Source organism: Micromonospora sp. NPDC049240 (assembly GCF_040647835.1).
GTDB lineage: Bacteria > Actinomycetota > Actinomycetes > Mycobacteriales > Micromonosporaceae > Micromonospora.
In genome coordinates this window covers 267,309-285,577 of sequence record NZ_JBEZCX010000004.1, presented here as the reverse complement: position 1 = coordinate 285,577, position 18,269 = coordinate 267,309, and the positions used below count along the sequence as shown (strand labels likewise).

The following is an 18,269-nucleotide window of genomic DNA, read 5'->3' as shown; positions in this document are numbered from 1 at the left end:
GCAGGTCAGGAACCGACCAACTGGACGTCAACCACGCCGGGTCTGCTGTGCGTACCCATCGACGACAGGAGACGGCGTTGCGACGTACCCTTTCTGCCCTCGGCGTGGCCGGCGCGCTGCTCGCGGCCGCGGCCGTGGTGGTGCCGGCCGTGGCCGCCCAGGCCGGCCCGGACCCGCGCGCCGAGCGTCCCCGCGCGACCCAACGGCCGATCGTGATCGGTCATCGCGGCGCGAGCGGCTACCGCCCGGAGCACACCCTGGAGTCCTACCGGCTCGCGATCCGGCAGGGCACCGACTTCATCGAGCCGGACCTGGTGTCGACGAAGGACGGCGTCCTGGTCGCCCGGCACGAGAACGAGATCTCCGGTACGACGGATGTGGCGGCCCACCCCGAGTTCGCCGTCCGCCGGGCCACGAAGACCATCGACGGGGTGGCGGTGACCGGCTGGTTCACCGAGGACTTCACGCTCGCCGAGCTGAAGACGCTGCGCGCCAAGGAGCGGCTGCCCCAGGTGCGGGTGACCAACACCGCGTTCGACGGCCAGTTCGAGATCCCGACGTTCCAGGAGGTCATCGACCTGGCGCGGGCCGAGTCGAAGGCGCGCGGCCGGACCATCGGCATCTACCCGGAGACGAAGCACCCGACCTACTTCGCGTCGATCGGGCGCGCGCTGGAGGAGCCGCTGGTCGCGACGCTCCGGAAGAACAAGCTGACCCACCGCGACGACCCGGTCTTCGTGCAGAGCTTCGAGACCGCCAACCTGCGCAAGCTCGACACGATGACCGACGTGCGGCTGGTGCAGCTCATGGACGCGACCGGCGCACCCTACGACTTCACCGCGGCCGGGGACCGCCGGACCTACGCCGATCTGGCCACCGCCGCGGGCCTGGCCTGGGTGTCCCGGTACGCCGACGGCGTCGGCCTGAACAAGAACCTGATCGTGCCCCGCGACGCCGCCGGCCGGCTGTTGGCGCCGACCTCGGTGATCCGGGACGCGCACCGGCTGCACCTGGTGGTGCACGCCTGGACGTTCCGCGCCGAGAACCAGTTCCTGCCGGCCGACTTCCGGCTCGGCGCCGACCCGAACGCGCGCGGTGACATCACGTCCGAGTACGAACTCTTCTTCGACCTGGGCCTGGACGGCGCGTTCGCCGACCAGCCGGACACGGCGGTGGCCGCCCGCGCCGGCCGCTGACGCCCGCTTCTCGCCCCGTCGGGGCGCCCGCGCAATGCGGGCGCCCCGACGTGCGTTCGGCTCGCGCACCGGCACTTCCCCTCGCCCGCCCTTTGGAGCTGACAGCAGAAACGACTCAGGCTGCGCCGCCGGCCACCGCGGTCGTCGCTGCCGCGGATGCGGGGCTTCCCGAGGAAGCCTCGGCGGTGGTTCTGTCGTGCGCCCGGTTGTGGCGTCGGGACACGCGGATCGACGGGCGAGTCGTTGCTGCTGTCAGCTCTGGAGGGCGGGCGAGGGGAGTGCCGGTGCGCTGCCTGACAACCTGATGGCGGAAACGGGTCGCCCTGGGCGTTCCAGTCACGGCCCGCCCAGCCGACGGGTGGAACACGAACGGAGTAGGTTCGGCGTGAACCTGTGGGCCCGGCGTGACCTGTTGGCGGGCCTGGGCGTGAGTCGTCTACGCCCTCAAGGTGCTAGGGGCCGGCGGCTGTCGCGCCGGGCGGAGGTGACGGACGCTCACCATCAGCAAAGCGTTCCGAAAAACGGACATATTCCCCAATACTGACCTGGTTGTCCTGCGGCAAGGGCAGGCGTGTACGGGGGTTGTGAATGTCCATTCTCACGATGACACGTGGGCGGCGCCGCTGGTGCGCCACCGCCGTCCTGACTCTGGTGGGCGGCCTGGTGCCGCTGGTGGGACCGCACGCGGCGACGCCGGCGCGCGCCGGCGACGCCAACAACGCGACGCTCGTCGTCGACAAGGGCGGCGACCGCACCGGCGAACAGACCGTCGGGCCGCTGGCCGGCGCCACCTTCGACTTCTACGCGGGCGTCAGCGGGACCCGACCCGGCCCGGGTGCCACGCCGGCCGCGTCCTGCACCACCGACGCCAGCGGCAGGTGCTCGGTCGACGTGCCGGGACGGACCGGCACCAACCAGGGCTACTGGATCGTCGAGCGCAGTGCGCCGAACGGCTGGCGGATCGTCGACAGCCTGGTCACCGGCAACGGCGGCAGCGCGCCCTACCAGTCCACGCCGTACAACGGAGTGTTCACCGGGGCGGTGGCCAACAACCGGACGTACACCTTCCCGGCGGTGACCACCGGAAACACGAACCGGACCGCGCGTGGCGCGGTGTGGGCCGACGAGCGGGACAACCCGGCCCTGCCCGCCTCGTGCGGCCTGCGCGTCGCGCTGCTGATCGACGTGTCCGGGTCGATCCGGCCCGACCTGCCGGTGGTCAAGAACGCGGCGAACGGCTTCGTCGACGCGTTGACCGGCACCCCGTCCCAGGTCGCGCTCTACACGTTCGCGACCGACGCCGCCGCGGTGCTCAACCCGATCCCGGTCTCCGACCAGAGCGGCGCGAACACGGTCAAGGCGGCGATCAACGGCCTCACCGCCGGTGGCACCACCAACTGGGACCAGGGGCTGTGGCAGGTCGCCGCCGCGCCCTACGACTACGACGCCGTGATCATCCTGACCGACGGCAACCCCACCGTGTACGGCCCGCCGCCGGTCCAGGGAACCGGCAGCTTCACCCGGTTCGTCGAGGTGGAGAACGGCATCTTCGCCGCCAACGCGGTCAAGGCCAAGGGGACCCGGGTCGTGGCGGTCGGTGTGGGCGCCGGAGTCTCCGGCGCGCCCGACAACCTGGTCGCGATCTCCGGGCCGGTCGCCAACTCGGACTACTACCAGACCGACTACGACCAACTCGCCGCCGTCTTCCGGGAACTCGCCCTGGACAACTGCCGGGGCACGGTCAGCGTGGTCAAGTTGGTGATCCCACCGGGCGGCGGTGACCCGCAGCCGACCGGTGGTTGGACCATCTCGTCGAGCAGCACCGGAGTGACCCCGCCGAGCGCCGTCACCGACACCTCCACCGGCGCGGTCAACCTCGCATTCGACTTGAACGGGCAGCCCAGCCGGGCGGTGGCGATCGCGGAGACCCCGCAGGCCGGATATTCGCTGGTCCAGCAGGACGGCGTCAACGCCACCTGCACGGCCAGCGGCCAACCGGTGCTGGTGGCCAACAACGGCGAATTCGGGTTCAGCGTCAACGCGCTGGCCAACGACGCGGTGGCCTGCGTGATGATCAACCAGGCCGAGCCGCAGCCGGCGACCGTGGTGGTGAACAAGACCTGGGTGGTCAACGGGCAGAGCGTCCCCGACCCGCGGCAGGACGTCTCCATCCAGGCCGCGCTGGTGCTGCCCGGCGTGGACCAGCCGGCCTGGGGTGTCGCGTACAGCACCTTCCGGGCGGGGCAGTCGGTCGTCATCGACGAGACCGTCACCGCGCTGCCGCCCGGGTGCACCAACACGGCCAGCGGCGACCTCGGTGAGCAGACGCTCGCCGCCGGCACCAACACCTACCAGATCACCAACACGGTGACCTGCGAGACGAAGCTGATCCTGGCCAAGTCCGTGCAGAACCCGTACGGTCCGCCCGCGCCGCCGGCGACGGCCTGGGACCTGACCGCGTACGGGCCGAACGGGTTCACGGTGAAGAGCGGCGACCCGGCCCACCCGGTCGTCGAGGGCGCCGTCTACTCGCTCGGTGAGAGCACCGTTCCCGGTTTCACCCAGACCGTGGTGCCGGGCGCGGTGATCGAGCCGCCGGCCACCGGTAGCTGGAGTTGCGGGGTCCGCGACCGCAGCGGACCGGGCGTCAGCCCCGACTTCGGCGGCGAGAACGGCCAGGTGGCCGTGCAGATCGGCCAGACCGTGGTCTGCGTCGCGGTCAACCAGGCCCAGCCGGCACAGGTGACCCTGGTCAAGGAGGTGCGTAACGCCCATGGCGGCACCGCGAAGCCGACCGACTGGGTGCTCAGCGCCACCCCGCCGCAGGGCTCCGGCGCGACCCCGGTCAGCGGGCGCAGCGGCGAGCCGGCGGTGACCGCCGTCGAGGTGACGGCCGGCGTGCCGTACGGACTCAGTGAGAGCGGCGGTCCGGCCGGGTACGAGCTGACGGAGTTGCGTTGCGTCTTCAACGACACCGGCGAGCCGGCGCCCACACCGGGCAACGTGCTCACCCCGGCCGCGGACCGCGCGTACACCTGCACCTGGCGTAACGGCCAGCTCGACCCGAACGGGGCACACCTGACCCTGGTCAAGAAGGTCTGGGGCAGGGCCGCCCCGACCGAGTGGACGCTGACCGCGGCACCGACCAACGCGGCGACCCCGATCAGCGGCCCGTCCGGCAGCCCCGAGGTCACCTCGGTGCCGGTGCGGGTCGGCGTCGGCTACCGGCTGAGCGAGTCCGGTGGCCCGGCGGGCTACCAGCAGGCCGGGCCGCCGGAGTGCGTGCTGACCGGCACCGACAGCCGGGTGCCGGTGCTGGACGGCGTGGTCACCCCGGCCCGGGGGCAGGACATCACCTGCACCTTCACGAACCGGATGGCGGCGAAGCCGTTCCCGCCGTTCCACCCGGGCAAGCATCTGCCGGTCACCGGCATGAAGCTGACCGGACTGATCGGTGGCGGCGCGCTGACGACGACGGCCGGTGTGGTGCTGACCGTCCTGGGTTGGCGGCGACGCCGGACGATGTGAGGAGGAGGCGTCGGCCGGTGACCGGCTGACCGGGCGGCCCGGCGGGGAGTTCCCCGCCGGGCCGCCGCGCGTACGCGGGGCGCGATGGGCGGGGGCGACACCGTGGCCGCGTTCCGCGTGGTGGGGCGGGCCATCCCGGGTCGGCCGGGTTACGTGCTGGTGTCCGGGGTTGTAACGTGCGGCCATCCCGTCCCGGGCACTTGTGTGCGTCGACCACATAGCTCGTGGGTGACGTCACTTCTAGCGTGAGCCGACAACTGACAATCCTCCTGTCCTCACCTGGAGTCGCAATGACGATCCGGCACACGCGACGGGTGTTCCTTTCCGCCGCCACGATGATGGCGGCCGCGCTGGCCGCCACGGCGTGTGGCAGCCCGCAGGACACCGCCTCCGGCGGCGGCGACGCCGCGCCGGTCAAGGTCGGCCTGGTCTACTCCCAGTCCGGGCCGCTGGCCAGTTACGGCAAGCAGTACATCGAGGGGTTCAAGGCCGGCCTCGACTTCGCCACCAAGGGCACCGGCAAGGTCGGCGACCGGAAGATCGAGCTGAGCGAGGCCGACGACGCGGGCGACCCGGCCAAGGCCGTCTCCGCCGCCAAGGACCTGATCGGCAAGGGCACGAAGATCATCGCCGGGTCCACCTCCTCCGGGGTGGCGCTCCAGGTGGCCCCGATCGCGGCGCAGAACAAGGTGCTGTTCATCTCCGGCCCGGCCGCCACCGACGCGGTCACCGGCGCGAACAAGTACACGTTCCGCTCCGGCCGGCAGTCCTGGCAGGACGTGGTGACCGCCAAGTCGTTCATCGGCGACGCGGCCGGTAAGAAGGTCGTGGTGTTCGCCCAGGACGGCGCGTTCGGCGACGCCAACGAGGCCGCCGTGAAGGCCGTGATCGGCGGCGCCGGCGCGACCGTGAGCAGCGTCCGCGCGCCGGCCAGCGCCACCGAGTTCACGCCGTTCGCCAGCCAGATCAAGGCCGCCAAGCCGGACCTGCTCTTCGTCGCCTGGGCCGGCACCACCGCCGGCGCCATGTGGCAGACGCTCGACCAGCAGGGCGTGCTCGCCGCCACCACGGTCGTCACCGGGCTGGACATCCGCGCCTCCTGGCCGACGTTCGGCGCGGCCGGCAGCAAGATCTCGTTCCTGTCGCACTACTTCGACGGGGCCAGCGACACCGAGGCCGCCAAGGCCGCCAAGGCGAAGATCCCCGGCGGCACGCTCGACCTGTTCCACCCGGACGGGTTCGCCGCCGCGCAGATGGTCGTGCGCGCGGTGCAGGAGGGCGGCGACGACGTGGAGAAGATGGTCACCGCGCTGGAGGGCTGGGAGTTCGAGGGCGTCAAGGGCACCATGAAGATCCGCGCCGAGGACCACGCGCTGCTCCAGCCGATGTACCAGGCCAAGCTCACCGGCAGCGGCACCGCGTTCACGGCCACCGCGCAGAAGACGCTCACCGGTGACGAGAGCGCGCCGCCGGTCGCGCAGATGAAGGGCTGACCGATGCTTGCCACCCGCGGTCTGACCTGGCGGATCGGTGAGGTCGCCATCGTCGACTCCGTCTACCTCGATCTGGCGCCGGGGGAGTTCCTCGGCGTGATCGGGCCCAACGGCGCCGGCAAGACCTCGCTGTTCAACCTGATCACCGGCCTGCGCCGGCCCACCGAAGGGAAGATCCTGCTGGACGGCGCGGACGTCACCACGCTCCCGCCGCACCGGCGGGCCCGGCTCGGTCTGGGGCGCACCTTCCAGGCGTCCTCGGTCTTCGGTTCGCTGACGGTCCGGGAGAACGTCCGGCTCGCCGTACAGGCGCACCGGGGTGGCTCGATGAAGCTGTGGCGGCGGGCGGCGGCCGACCGGGACGTGGCCGCCGCCGCCGACGCGGCGCTCGACCGGGTCGGCCTGCACCACCGGGGTACGGCGCTGGCCGGCACGCTCGCCCACGGCGAGAAACGCAAGCTGGAGATCGCGCTGCTGCTCGCCGCGGAGCCCCGGGTGATGCTGCTGGACGAGCCGATGGCCGGGGTGAGCGCCGAGGACGTGCCGGAGCTGGTCCGCGTGATCAAGTCGCTGACCGGGGACAGCGGCCGGGCGGTGCTCATGGTGGAGCACCACATGGACGTGATCCTGGAACTGGCCGACCGGATCGCCGTGATGCACCACGGCGCGCTGCTGGCCTGCGACACCCCGGACACGGTGATGGCGAACGCCACCGTGCAGGAGGCGTACCTGGGGGAGGCCCTCTGATGGTCGAACCTGTCCTGTCCGTGACGGACCTGTCGGTGCGGATCGCCGGACTGCACATCCTCCAGGGCGTGTCGTTCGAGGTGGCGCCGACCGGCGTCACGGTGCTGCTCGGGCGCAACGGCGTCGGCAAGACCACCACGCTGCGCGCGATCGTCGGGCTCACCCCCCGGGGCGGCGAGGTGCGCGGCACGGTGCGGATGGGCGCGCGGAGCCTGCTCGCCCGCCCCACCCACCGGCTGGTCCGCGACGGGCTCGGCTACGTGCCGGAGGACCGGTGCGTCTTCGCCGGGCTCACCGTCGCGGAGAACCTACGGCTGGCCGAGCGGCGGGGCACCACCCCGGCGTACGACAAGGTCTTCGCGCTCTTCCCGGAGCTGGACCGGCGCGGACGGCAACGGGCCGGTTCGCTCTCCGGCGGGCAGCAGCAGATGCTCGCCATCGGCCGGGTGCTGCTCAACGACAACCGGCTGCTGCTGGTCGACGAGCCGACCAAGGGGTTGGCGCCGAAGGTGGTGACCGAGGTGGCCGAGGTGCTGGAACGGGTCGCGGAATCGGTGCCGGTGCTGCTGGTCGAGCAGAACCTGGCGGTGGTGCGACGGCTGGCGTCCGACGCGGTGGTGCTCTCCGCCGGCCGGGTCGCCTGGACCGGCGCCGCCGGTGAGCTGCTGCTGGAGACCGCGCTGACGAAGTCGCTGCTCGGCGTGGGTTCGGCGGAGGTGCACTCATGAACACCGTGGTCCTGTTGACGCTGACCGGGCTCGGCCTGGCGGCGCTCTACTTCCTCGTCGCGTCCGGCCTGTCCCTGGTCTTCGGCCTCGCCGACGTGCTCAACTTCGCGCACGGCCTGTTCCTCGGCGTCGGCGCGTACGCGACCTGGTGGGCGGCCGGCAACCTGCCCGGCGCCGGGCCGGACGGCCTCGGCTTCGTGGTCGCGGTGCTGTTCGGCGTGCTGGCCGGCTCGCTGGTCGCGGTGCTGGTCGAGCTGGTGCTGATCCGGCCGCTCTACTCCCGCACCATCGAACAGGTGCTGGTCACCGTCGGCCTGTCGCTGGCCGGCGTGGCGCTGCTCCAGGCCACCTGGGGCGCGGACCCGCGCACGTTCCCGCGCCCCGACTGGAGCCGGAACGTGACAGCGGTGCTCGGCGCGCAGGTGCCGAACGCCGGGCTGCTGCTGATCGTCGCCGCGGTGCTGGTGCTCGGCGCGCTGCTGGCGTTCCTGCGCTGGACCCGGTACGGCCTGATCATCCGGGCCGGCGTGGAGAACCGGGAGATGGTGACCGCGCTCGGCATCGACGTGCGCAAGGCGTTCACGCTGGTCTTCGCGATCGGCGGGGCCGCCGCCGCGCTGGCCGGCGCGCTCGGCGGCGTCTACTTCGGCACCGTCTCACCCGGACAGGGCGGCTCGCTGCTGATCTTCGCGTTCATCGTGGTGGTGATCGGCGGAATGGGCTCGGTCGTCGGCTCCGCGTACGCGGCGGTCGCGGTGGGGCTGCTGCAACAGTTCGTCAACTACTACGGCACGTCCGGGCTGGGCGACCTGTGCGTCGTCGGCCTGCTCGCCGTGGTGCTGCTGCTGCGTCCGCAGGGCCTGGCCGGAAAGGTGGCTCACGCATGACCGAGGTCAAGAGTGCCGAGGTGCCCGCGCCGCCGGCCACGGTGCCCGACGAGTTGACCCCCGGGCCCTCCCGCTGGCACGGGCTGCGTCCGTACCTGCCGCTTGTCGCGCTGGTGGTGGCCGCGGTCCTGCCGTACTCGACGGTGAACCTGCCCGGCATCTTCGAGGGGCCGCTGAACTCGCCGGGCACGCTGCAACTGCTCGCCATCTGCCTGGTCTTCGGCGGGCTCGCGGCCGGCTACGACCTGCTGTTCGGGCGCACCGGCATGCTCTCCTTCGGGCACGCGCTCTACTTCGCCGCCGGCGTCTACGGCACCGACATCCTGGTCACCAAGGCCGGGCTGCCGCTGTGGCAGGCCGCCGTGCTCACCGTGGCCGGCGGCACCACGCTGGCCGCGCTGCTCGGCGCGGTGGCGCTGCGCACCGTGGGCATCGCGTTCGCCATGGTGACGCTGGCGTTCGCGCAGGTCGGGGCGATCCTGGTGGCCCGCGACTTCGGCGGGCTGACCGGCGGCGAGGAGGGCCTGCCGCTGGACGTGTCCGGGCTGCCGTCGGCGCTCGTCGGCGTCACCAACACGGTCAACCTCTACTGGCTGGCGCTGGCGTACCTGGCGCTGGTGGTGCTGGTGGTGCACCGGGTCAGCGGTTCACCGACCGGGCGGGTGCTGGCCGGGCTGCGCGACGACGAGCGCCGGATCGGGGTGCTCGGGCTCGACCCGTACCGGTTCAAGCTCGTCGCGTTCACCCTGGCCGGCGGTCTGGCCAGCGCCGGCGGGGTGGTCTACGTGCTGATCGTGGGCGGTGCCAGCCCGCACATCACGTCGTCCGAGCTGACGCTGTCGCTGCTGGTGATGGTGGTGCTCGGTGGCCCGGGCACCCGGTGGGGGCCGGTGCTGGGCGGCGTCCTCTACATGTACCTGGACCACCGGCTCACCGCGTTCGGCAGCAGCGACGCGGTGAACAGCCTGCCCGCGTTCCTCAGTCACCCGCTGAGCCAGCCGCTGTTCGTCCTGGGCACCGTGTTCATCCTGGCGGTGTACTTCTTCCCCGGCGGCCTGGCCAGCCTGCGCACCCGACTGGCCCCCCTCGGGACCGCGCTGCGCCCGCGCCGCTGACCGCCGCGACGGGCGGCGGCCCCCCGTGTGGCCGCCGCCCGTCGCGCTGGTCGCGGGTCAGCCGTTGAGCATCTCGTACACCAAGGCCGGCGCCTTCTGCACCTGGTCCCCGGTGGGCTCGGCGATCTTCGGGGCCTTGCCGTAGTCGTAGTACCTGGTGATCAGCTTCATCGCCTTCTGCTTGCCGGCCGCCGGCACGTTCAGGGTCAGCGAGGCCAGGTTGCCGTCCGCCCCGACGACGGCGGTGAACGGCACCCTCTTCCCCGCCTCGCCCAGCGCCGTCAGGTCCACGTTGTCGAACGTGCTCTGCACGTCGGCGTTGTCGGTCAGGTCGGCGAGCCCGGTGTACGTGCCGTCACCCTTGGCCTCGACCGTGTCCGCGGTGCGGATGACGGCGGCGGTGTTGCCCGGGTCGGCGCCCTGGTAGGCCGGGATGCTGGACTCGTCCTTCAGCTTGTCGCGGTCCATCGCCATCCAGCGCTTGGGCAGCCTGAGCGAGTCGGGTACGTCGGTGAGGCCGGTCAGCTTGATCCGCATCCACAGCGCCTCGTCGATCCACCGGAACGTCATGTCCATGGTGAACTTCGGGTCGTCGTTCCGCTGCTTGACGGCGAGGTCCATGGCCTCGGTGGCCGGGTCCAGCACGCCGGTGAACTTGTCGGCGCCGTCCTGGAGCAGGAACCGGAAGGCCGGGTCCTGCTCGGTCGGCACGGCGGCCAGCAGGGCGGCCTTCGGGTCCGCCGACGGGGTCGGCGCGGGGCCGGCGCCATCGGAGGCGTCCCCGGCGCCGCACCCGGCGGCCAGTGCGGTGGTGGCCAGCACGGCGGCCGCGCGGAGCCCGATCCGCCGGACGGTCGCGGCGGTGCCGTTTCGCTGCGTCATCTTCGTTCGACTCACTTTCCCAGGTGGCTGATGCCGGGGAAGCTTCGCAGGCCGCCATCGCCGTTCCACTGCCGATATGCTGCCGTCCGACTGCCGCCGGCCACGGCGGGCGACGGCCGGGGGTACGGGGGCGGGAAACTCGCATGTCAGAGGCGCTGCGTTTCGAGCTCCTCGGTCCACAGCGGGCCTGGTACGCCGACCGCCCGCTCGATCTGGGCCCGGCCAAACAGCGGGCCGTGCTGGCCGTGCTGCTGCTCGCCGCCGGCCGCCCGGTCCCCACCGGGCAGATCGTCGAGGCGGTGTGGCCCGAGGAAGCGCCGGTGAACGGCCCCAACGTGGTGCAGAAGCACGTGGCCGGTCTGCGCCGGATGCTGGAGCCCGACCGGTCACCGCGTACGCCGGCCCAGGTGCTCACGCTGACCGATGCCGGATACGTGCTGCGGGTCGCGCCGGAGGCGGTCGACGTGACGCGCTTCGAGCGGGGCGTCCAGCGCGCCCGGCAGGCGCAGGCGGCCGGGCGTACGGCGGAGGCGCTGGCCGAGGTGCACGCCGCGCTGGAGCGGTGGCAGGGCGAGCCGTTCACCGGGTTCGCCGGCCCCTGGTTCGACGCCGCTCGGCACCGGCTGGTGGAGTTGCGGGCCGTCGCGCTGGAGACGCGTACCGAGCTGGAGTTGGCCGCCGGCCGGCACGGCGAGGCGGTGGGCCGGCTGGTCGAGCTGGTCGCCGAGTTCCCGGTCCGGGAGCGGCTGCGGCTCCAGCTCATGCTGGCGCTCTACCGGAGTGGCCGGCAGGCCGAGGCGCTCGCCGCCTACCGGGACTTCGCCGACCTGCTCCGCGAGGACTACGGCATCGAGCCCGGCGGGTCGCTCCAGGACCTGCACCGGCGGATCCTCCGCTCGGATCCGGCACTGTTGCCGCCGGTCGCGGACCTGCCGTCCCCGGTGCCGCCCGTCGCGGACGCGCCATCCACGACGACGCGGCCCGGACCCGTGCCGCCACCGCCCGCACCCCTGCCGCCGGTGTCGGCTACGCCTGTGCCCGGGCCGCCCCCGGCCGCGCCGACGACGGCCGCTCCGACGACGGCCGCTCCGACGACGGCCGCTCCGACGACGGCCGCTCCGACGACGGCCGCTCCGACGACGGCCGCCCCGATGCCGCCCCCGGCCGGCTGGGCCGGCCCGGACCCGCTCCCGCACGCGCTGCTGCTCGCCCTCAACCCGCCGCCGGAGACCACGCCGCGCCGCTCGCCGAGGTGGGTCCAGGTCACCGCGACCGTCTTCGGTACGGCCACCGTGCTGCTCTCGTTCGGGTCGCTCACCTGGGCGGTGGTCCTCGGGTACGCGCTGTGGCGGCGGAGCTGGCGGCTGGCCCTGGCCGGCGTCAGCTACTTCCTGCTCATCTTCATCCTGGTCGTCGTCGCGCTCAACATGCCGGAGAACGAGGAGGTGACGGACGCCGAGGCGTTGTATCTGATCGGGGCGATGGGCGTCTGCTGGTTGGTCGGCGCGGGGCACGTGGTGCTGCTCAACCCGGCGCTCTGGGCGGCCCTCGGCGCGCTGTTCTGGACCGGCCGACAACGCAGCGACGAGCAGCGCCGGCTGCGTCGGGAGCAGGCGCGCCACCTCCTGCACCACTATCCGGCCGCCCGGACGGAGCTGCGCATCGGCCGCCCGGACCTGCTCCGCGGCTACGACGACGGCGGTCTGGTCGACGTCAACGCCGTACCCGAGCCGGTGCTCGCGACGCTGCCCGGGCTGACCGCCGAGCAGTGCCGCCAGCTCGCGGTGGACCGCTGGCTGCGCGGCCCGTACGGCTCGCTGGAAGAACTGGCCGGGCGCTGCCACCTACCGTCGTCGACCACCGAACCGCTGCGCGAGCTGCTGCTCTTCCTGCCGCCCGAGCCGTCGCCCGCCCCGCCGGTGTGGTCGGCCGCCCCTGGTAGAAATGCCGGATGAGCCAGGATCGGAACGCCGTCCGGGAACGCGCCGAGGCGGTCCTGCGGCGGCTGGCGGGTGACCACGCCCGGCTGCGCGAGGACCAGTGGCGCGCCATCGAGGCGCTGGTCGTCGACCGGCGGCGGGTGCTCTGCGTGCAGCGCACCGGCTGGGGCAAGTCGGCCGTCTACTTCGTGGCCACCGCGCTGCTGCGGTCCGGCGGCGGGCACGGGCCGACCGTGATCGTGTCGCCGCTGCTGGCGCTGATGCGTAACCAGGTCGACGCCGCCGCCCGCGCCGGCATCCGGGCCCGCACCATCAACTCCGCCAACCTGGACGAGTGGGACGAGATCACCGCCGAGATCCACGCCGGGGCGGTCGACGTGCTGCTGATCAGCCCGGAACGCCTCAACAACCCGGACTTCCGGGACGGCGTGCTGCCGAAGCTGGCCGCCACCACCGGGCTGCTGGTGGTGGACGAGGCGCACTGCGTCTCCGACTGGGGGCACGACTTCCGCCCCGACTACCGCCGGCTGCGCACGTTCCTGGCGAACCTGCCCGAGCGCACGCCGGTGCTCGCCACCACGGCCACCGCCAACGCCCGGGTCACCCGCGACGTGGCCGAGCAGCTCGGCGACGCGCTCGTGCTGCGCGGCACGCTGGACCGGGAGTCGCTGCGCCTCGGCGTACTCGATCTGCCGAGCCCGGCCCACCGCCTGGCCTGGCTGGCCGACCACCTGGACCGGCTGCCCGGCTCGGGGATCGTCTACACGCTCACCGTGGCCGCGGCCACCGAGACGGCCGAGTTCCTTCGCGGCCGGGGCTGGTCGGTGGCGTCCTACACCGGGCAGGCCGAGGACGCCGACCGCCGCGCCGCCGAGCAGGACCTGCTCGACAACAAGATCAAGGCGTTGGTCGCCACCAGCGCGCTCGGCATGGGTTTCGACAAGCCCGACCTGGGCTTCGTGGTGCACCTCGGCGCGCCGCCGTCGCCGATCGCCTACTACCAGCAGGTCGGTCGCGCCGGCCGCGCCGTCGAGCAGGCCGAGGTGCTGCTCCTGCCCGGCGTCGAGGACGCGGCCATCTGGCGGTACTTCGCCTCGCTCGCGTTCCCGCCCGAGGAGCAGGTCCGGGCCGTGCTCGCCGCGCTGGACACCGACCGGCCGATCTCCACCCAGGCCCTCGAACCGGTCGTCGACCTGCGCCGGGCCCGGCTGGAGCTGATGCTCAAGGTGCTCGACGTGGACGGCGCGGTCCGCCGGGTGCGCGGCGGCTGGCTCGCCACCGGCGAGCCCTGGACCTACGACGAGGCCCGGTTGCGGCGCGTCGCCGACGCGCGCACCGCCGAGCAGCGGGCCATGCGGGAGTACGCGGACACGTCCCGCTGCCGGATGCGTTACCTGCGGGAAGGGCTCGACGACACCGGGGCGGAGGACTGCGGCCGGTGCGACAACTGCGCCGGCCCGCTGCTCGACGCGGACGTCTCACCGGAGGCGCTCACCGCCGCGCAGACGTTCCTCGGCCGCCCCGGCGTCCAGATCGCGCCGAAGAAGCTCTGGCCGACCGGGTTGGACGCGGTCGGCGTACCCCTGAAGGGTCGCCTCCCCCCGGCGGAACAGGCGCTGCCCGGGCGGGCCGTGGGGCGCCTGTCCGACCTGGGGTGGGGCGGGCGGTTGCGGGGCCTGGTCGGCCCGGACGCGCCGGACGGCCCGGTGCCCGACGACGTGGCGGCGGCCGTGGTCGAGGTGCTGAAGGCGTGGGCGCACGGCGACGACCCGTGGCCGCGCCGCCCGGCCGGCGTGGTCGCGGTCGGCTCCCGGGCCCGGCCGACGCTTGTCGGCTCGTTGGCCGAGCGGATCGCCGCGGTCGGCCGGCTGCCGTTGCTCGGCGTGGTCGTGCCGACCGGTCCGGCCGGCGCCGGCGGGCCGCGCGGCAACAGCGCCCAGCGGGTACGCGCGCTGCACGACGCGTTCCACCTGCCGGACGAGTTGGCCGGCGCGCTGCCCGCGCTGGACGGGCCGGTGCTGCTCGTCGACGACCTGGTCGACTCCGGCTGGACGATGGCCATGGTGGCGCGCCTGCTGCGGCGCGCCGGCGCGCCGGACGTGCTGCCGCTCGCCCTCGCCCTCGCCGGCTGAGTGCGAGGGGGTGGGTGCGAGCGACGCCACCGTTCGCGCGGGCGTCGTCCGCGGGCGTCCCGGCCGGCGGTACCGTGGGGCCATGACCGAGCAGCGACCCGTCGTCCAGACGTACACCGTGACCGGGATGACCTGCGAACACTGCGTCCGGGCGGTGACCGGGGAGCTGTCCGCGCTGCCGGGCGTCGAGGAGGTCCGGATCGACCTGGTCGGGGGCACGGCCACCGTCACCAGTGCGGCTCCGCTGCCGGTGGAGTCCGTCCGCGCCGCCGTCGACGAGGCGGGTTACGAGTTGGCCGGCGGCGTTGCCTGAGTCGCCGTCCCTCGCCGAGCCCGCGCCCGACCTCGTCGGTCCCGCGTCGGGCTCCGTCAGCGACGGTAGCGGTGCCGACGGTTCCGTGGCGACGGGTCCGGCGGTGGTGGACCGGGACACGGTACGGCTGGCCCTGGTGGTGGGCGGCCTGGTGCTGGCCGTGCTGCTCGGTTTCGGGCTCGGCCGGTTGAACCCGCCGGCGAACCCGGGCGGCGGCGCGGCTCCGGCCGGCACGGTCCCGGCGGGCGACGCCGCCCCGGCCGGTGGCGCCCACTCCCACGCGCCCGGCACCGGCGCGCACTCGCACGACGGGGCCACGGTCACCCAGGGCGGTGGCGACGGCGCGACCGGGCTGTCGATCAGCTCGGCCGGCTACACGCTCGTCCCGTCGACCGGGGACCTGACCGCCGGTCGCGTCGGTGAGCTGCGGTTCCAGGTCCGCGACGACAAGCGTCGGGCGGTGACCCGCTTCGCGGTCGTGCACGACAAGCCGATGCACGTGATCGTGGTCCGCCGCGACCTCACCGGCTATCGGCACCTGCACCCGACGATGGCCGCCGACGGCACCTGGTCGGTGCCGTTGACGCCCACCGCGCCGGGCGCCTGGCGGATGTACGCGGACTTCACCGCGGTGGCCGACGACGGCCGGCAGGTCGCCGCCGTGCTCGGTGCCGACCTGGCCGTGCCGGGCGACTACCTGCCCCGGCCGCTGCCCGCCCCGGAGACGTCGGCCACGGTCGACGGGTTCACCGTCGGGTTCACCGGCACGCCCGACGTGGGACGGTCGGTGCCGTTGCGGTTCCGGGTCACCGACGCCGGCGGCGCGGCCGCTGCCCTGGAGCCCTACCTGGGCGCGTTCGGTCACCTGGTGGCGCTGCGTGACGGCGATCTCGGCTACCTGCACGTGCACCCGGAGCCGGCGCGGGACGGCGACGCCGTGACGTTCTGGTTGACCGCCCCCGGGCCGGGCCGCTACCGGATGTTCCTGGACTTCCAGGTCGGCGGCGTGGTGCGGACCGCCGAGTTCACGCTGACCGTCGCCTGACCGGCCGGCCCGGGGTCAGCCGGCGCGGCGGACCGGTCGGCGGGCCAGGTAGCGCAGCAGGTCGCGGATGTGGTGCTTCTCCTCGGCGGGGACGTTCGGGTCGGCCAGCCGTTCCAGGATGACCCGAACGTCTGCCTCGACCGGACCGTCCTCGGCGGCGCGTCGGCGGGGCACCGCCCCGGCGTCGGGCAGGCCCAGGGCCCGGAACGCGGCGGCCACCGGCAGATCGAGGGCGGCGCAGAAGCCGCGCACCTTGGCGAGCTCGGGATAGTCCTGCCAGTCGCCGGCCAGCCAGCGGAACACCGTGGAACGGCCGACGCCGGTGTGGGTGGCGAGGTCGGTCACCGTCCAGCCGCGCTCTTCACGCGCGTCGTCGATGGCCCGTCGCACGAACCGTGCGAAGGCCATCTGCGGCGAAACCTCTGCGGAGCCCATCCCTCCTCGGCTGTCCCCTTCCGCCGGTGCGCCCGGCTCTGCGCCCCGAGCCTAGTACGCCCGGGGGAAGAAGTAACTGACTGATCGGTCGGAAGGTCTCGTGGGCGGGACCGACGCAGCATGAACAGTTGCGGACTGTCAACTAAGCTGAACGAATCCTCCCCGGCAGCGACTTCAGAGGAGCAGCATGGCCGAACCAGACCGTCCCGTTCCGCACCGTCCTGGCGCGGTGAGCCTCTTCTTCGTGGCGAAGGCCGGCGTGTTCGCGCTGGGTTTCTGGATCTGGCTGCTGGTGCTGGCGGTGCGGGGCGACCCGGCGGAGGGCGTGCACCTGATCGCCGCGACCGGCGCGGTCTGCACCACCCTGGTCGGTGTGGTGCTGGGCGCGCGGGTGGCGCTCCAGCGCAACGCCGCGGCCCGGCACGCCGAGCTGAAGCGGTTGCTTGTCGACATCTCCTGGAACGCGTTCGCCGCCGTCGGCAACTCCGACCAGCAGGCGAAGGTGGTCCCGTTCCCGACCGTGCCGCCGGACGGTGACCGGGCCACCAACCGCGGCCCCGGCGAGCGGGTGTCGGCGCTGGACCGCGGCGACCGCAACCGCGGCGAGCGGCGCCGCTAGACCGGGTCAGGGTCCGGCGCGGCGAGCAGCGTCTCCAGCCGGGGCGTGACGCCCCACCGGTCCACCAGCTCGCGGTATTCGGCCCGTTGGTCGTCGGTCGGCGAGCCGGCCGTGCGTCGTGCCCGGATGAGCAGGTTGCGTGGGGTGTGCTGCGAGTCGACGAACTCCACCACCTCGGCACGGTAGCCGTGCAGCCGGAGCAGCCCGGCCCGCAGCGCGTCGGTGAGTACGTCGGCGAACCGCTCGCGCAGGATGCCCTGGCGGGTGAGCAGTCCGTCCGGCCCGGGCGCGGGCCGGGCCCGGAGCTGGGCGGCCAGGTCGTGGTGGCAGCACGGGGCGGCGAGCACCCAGCGGGCGCCCCAGTGCACGGCCCGGGCCAACGCCTCGTCGGTCGCCGTGTCGCACGCGTGCAGCGCCAGCACCAGGTCGGGCGCCGGCTCGACAGGGGCCTGCGCGATGGTGCCGGCGACGAAGCTGACCCGGTCGGCCCAGCCCAGCCGTTCGGCCAGTTCCGTGTTGCGGCGGCGCTGGTCCTCCCGGACGTCGACGCCGATCAACGTCACGTCCAGGCCGCGCCGGGTCAGGTAGCGGTGGGCAGCGAAGGTCAGGTAGGCGTTTCCGCAGCCCAGGTCCACCACGCGCAGCGGGCCGGTGAGGTCGTCCGGCAGCGTCGCGGCCAGTGCGCGGAGGAACGCGTCGACCTGGCGGCGCTTGGCCGCCGAGCCGCCGATCGCGGCGAACAGCGGATCACCCGGGTCGAGCAGCCAGTCCTTGGCCCGGTCGTGTCCGTCCGGCTCGGCGACCGGCCGGCTGGCCTTGGCGCGGTGCACCTGCGCCTCGCCGGACTTGGTCACCCGGAGCTGGAGCGTGGTGCCGGTGGTCTCCACGTGCCAGTTGCCGAACGGCTCGGCGAGCAGCGCGTCGACGGCCGTGTCGGCCTCCTCCGTACCGGGGGTGACGTTACGGGTGTGCGGTCGGGCGCCGTCGGAGGTGGCGATCTGCAACCGCGCGCCGGCCTTCAGCGTGACCGGGCGCAGTTCCGCGCGGACCACCGAGGGCCGCTGTCCTCGTTGCCGGCCGGCGGCGACCGCCCGGGTCAGACCGGGGTCGAGCAGCAGTGCCCGCACCTCCCGCAGCGCCGCGTCCAACGCTTCCGGCATCCCTGCTCCTTCCGTCCTGCGGCCTCCCCGCCCGCCGTCCCCCGCTCGC

At 73.5% G+C, this 18,269-nt stretch carries 15 protein-coding genes; 12 read left to right on the top strand and 3 right to left on the bottom strand.

Annotation, left to right across the window (positions count from 1 at the left end; all coding sequences use genetic code 11):
• The first annotated feature begins 77 nt into the window (after nt 1–77).
• The 7 genes from AB0B02_RS08500 to AB0B02_RS08470 all read left to right on the top strand — a co-directional run bounded on the left by AB0B02_RS08500 (nt 78) and on the right by AB0B02_RS08470 (nt 9,694).
• Nucleotides 78–1,196 (top strand): glycerophosphodiester phosphodiesterase, encoded by a 1,119-nt coding sequence (locus AB0B02_RS08500; protein ID WP_357298228.1) that lies wholly within the window; start codon nt 78–80, stop codon nt 1,194–1,196.
• Between the two features lie 603 nt (nt 1,197–1,799).
• On the top strand, nt 1,800–4,724 hold the full coding sequence (locus AB0B02_RS08495) for a VWA domain-containing protein (protein WP_357298225.1): 2,925 nt from the start codon (nt 1,800–1,802) through the stop codon (nt 4,722–4,724).
• Nucleotides 4,725–5,014: 290 nt separating this feature from the next.
• Entirely contained in the window at nt 5,015–6,217 is a 1,203-nt protein-coding gene (locus tag AB0B02_RS08490) for a substrate-binding domain-containing protein (RefSeq protein ID WP_281938225.1), read from the top strand.
• 3 nt (nt 6,218–6,220) lie between these two features.
• Complete coding sequence (locus AB0B02_RS08485) at nt 6,221–6,964, top strand: ABC transporter ATP-binding protein (RefSeq protein ID WP_357298222.1); 744 nt, start codon at nt 6,221–6,223, stop codon at nt 6,962–6,964.
• Nucleotides 6,964–7,692 carry an ABC transporter ATP-binding protein gene (locus tag AB0B02_RS08480; protein WP_357298219.1) on the top strand — a complete coding sequence of 243 codons (729 nt, stop codon included), beginning with the start codon at nt 6,964–6,966 and terminating at the stop codon, nt 7,690–7,692. The genes AB0B02_RS08485 and AB0B02_RS08480 overlap by 1 nt, the downstream gene beginning before the upstream one ends.
• Complete coding sequence (locus AB0B02_RS08475) at nt 7,689–8,579, top strand: branched-chain amino acid ABC transporter permease (RefSeq protein ID WP_281938220.1); 891 nt, start codon at nt 7,689–7,691, stop codon at nt 8,577–8,579. The genes AB0B02_RS08480 and AB0B02_RS08475 overlap by 4 nt, the downstream gene beginning before the upstream one ends.
• Entirely contained in the window at nt 8,576–9,694 is a 1,119-nt protein-coding gene (locus AB0B02_RS08470) for a branched-chain amino acid ABC transporter permease (protein WP_281938218.1), read from the top strand. Before AB0B02_RS08475 ends, AB0B02_RS08470 begins: the two co-directional genes overlap by 4 nt.
• Nucleotides 9,695–9,751: 57 nt before the next feature.
• Here the strand turns inward: AB0B02_RS08470 and AB0B02_RS08465 are convergent, their stop codons facing one another.
• A complete protein-coding gene (locus AB0B02_RS08465) occupies nt 9,752–10,576 on the bottom strand; it encodes a hypothetical protein (RefSeq protein WP_357298214.1) in 825 nt (274 codons plus the stop codon).
• A 143-nt stretch (nt 10,577–10,719) separates the two neighbouring features.
• On the opposite strand from AB0B02_RS08465, the gene AB0B02_RS08460 reads away from it, so the two are divergent.
• The 4 genes from AB0B02_RS08460 (at nt 10,720) to AB0B02_RS08445 (ending at nt 16,006) form a co-directional block, all read left to right on the top strand.
• On the top strand, nt 10,720–12,531 hold the full coding sequence (locus AB0B02_RS08460; RefSeq protein ID WP_357298211.1) for a BTAD domain-containing putative transcriptional regulator: 1,812 nt from the start codon (nt 10,720–10,722) through the stop codon (nt 12,529–12,531).
• Nucleotides 12,528–14,648 carry a DEAD/DEAH box helicase gene (locus tag AB0B02_RS08455; RefSeq protein WP_357298208.1) on the top strand — a complete coding sequence of 707 codons (2,121 nt, stop codon included), beginning with the start codon at nt 12,528–12,530 and terminating at the stop codon, nt 14,646–14,648. Before AB0B02_RS08460 ends, AB0B02_RS08455 begins: the two co-directional genes overlap by 4 nt.
• An 82-nt stretch (nt 14,649–14,730) precedes the next feature.
• On the top strand, nt 14,731–14,961 hold the full coding sequence (locus AB0B02_RS08450; RefSeq protein WP_107161800.1) for a heavy metal-associated domain-containing protein: 231 nt from the start codon (nt 14,731–14,733) through the stop codon (nt 14,959–14,961).
• Nucleotides 14,962–15,046: 85 nt separating this feature from the next.
• Nucleotides 15,047–16,006, top strand: coding sequence for a hypothetical protein (locus AB0B02_RS08445; protein ID WP_357298202.1), 960 nt, complete (start codon nt 15,047–15,049; stop codon nt 16,004–16,006).
• Between the two features lie 15 nt (nt 16,007–16,021).
• On the opposite strand, the gene AB0B02_RS08440 is transcribed toward AB0B02_RS08445, so the two are convergent.
• Nucleotides 16,022–16,441, bottom strand: coding sequence for a helix-turn-helix transcriptional regulator (locus tag AB0B02_RS08440; protein WP_107161798.1), 420 nt, complete (start codon nt 16,439–16,441; stop codon nt 16,022–16,024).
• Nucleotides 16,442–16,628: 187 nt separating this feature from the next.
• On the opposite strand from AB0B02_RS08440, the gene AB0B02_RS08435 reads away from it, so the two are divergent.
• Nucleotides 16,629–17,060, top strand: a complete 432-nt coding sequence (locus tag AB0B02_RS08435) for a hypothetical protein (protein WP_357298197.1) — start codon at nt 16,629–16,631, stop codon at nt 17,058–17,060.
• On the opposite strand, the gene AB0B02_RS08430 is transcribed toward AB0B02_RS08435, so the two are convergent.
• Nucleotides 17,057–18,220: an SAM-dependent methyltransferase gene (locus tag AB0B02_RS08430; RefSeq protein ID WP_357298194.1), complete on the bottom strand. Its 1,164-nt coding sequence runs from the start codon at nt 18,218–18,220 to the stop codon at nt 17,057–17,059. The two genes, AB0B02_RS08435 and AB0B02_RS08430, sit on opposite strands and share 4 nt — an antisense overlap.
• Between the last annotated feature and the right edge of the window lie 49 nt (nt 18,221–18,269).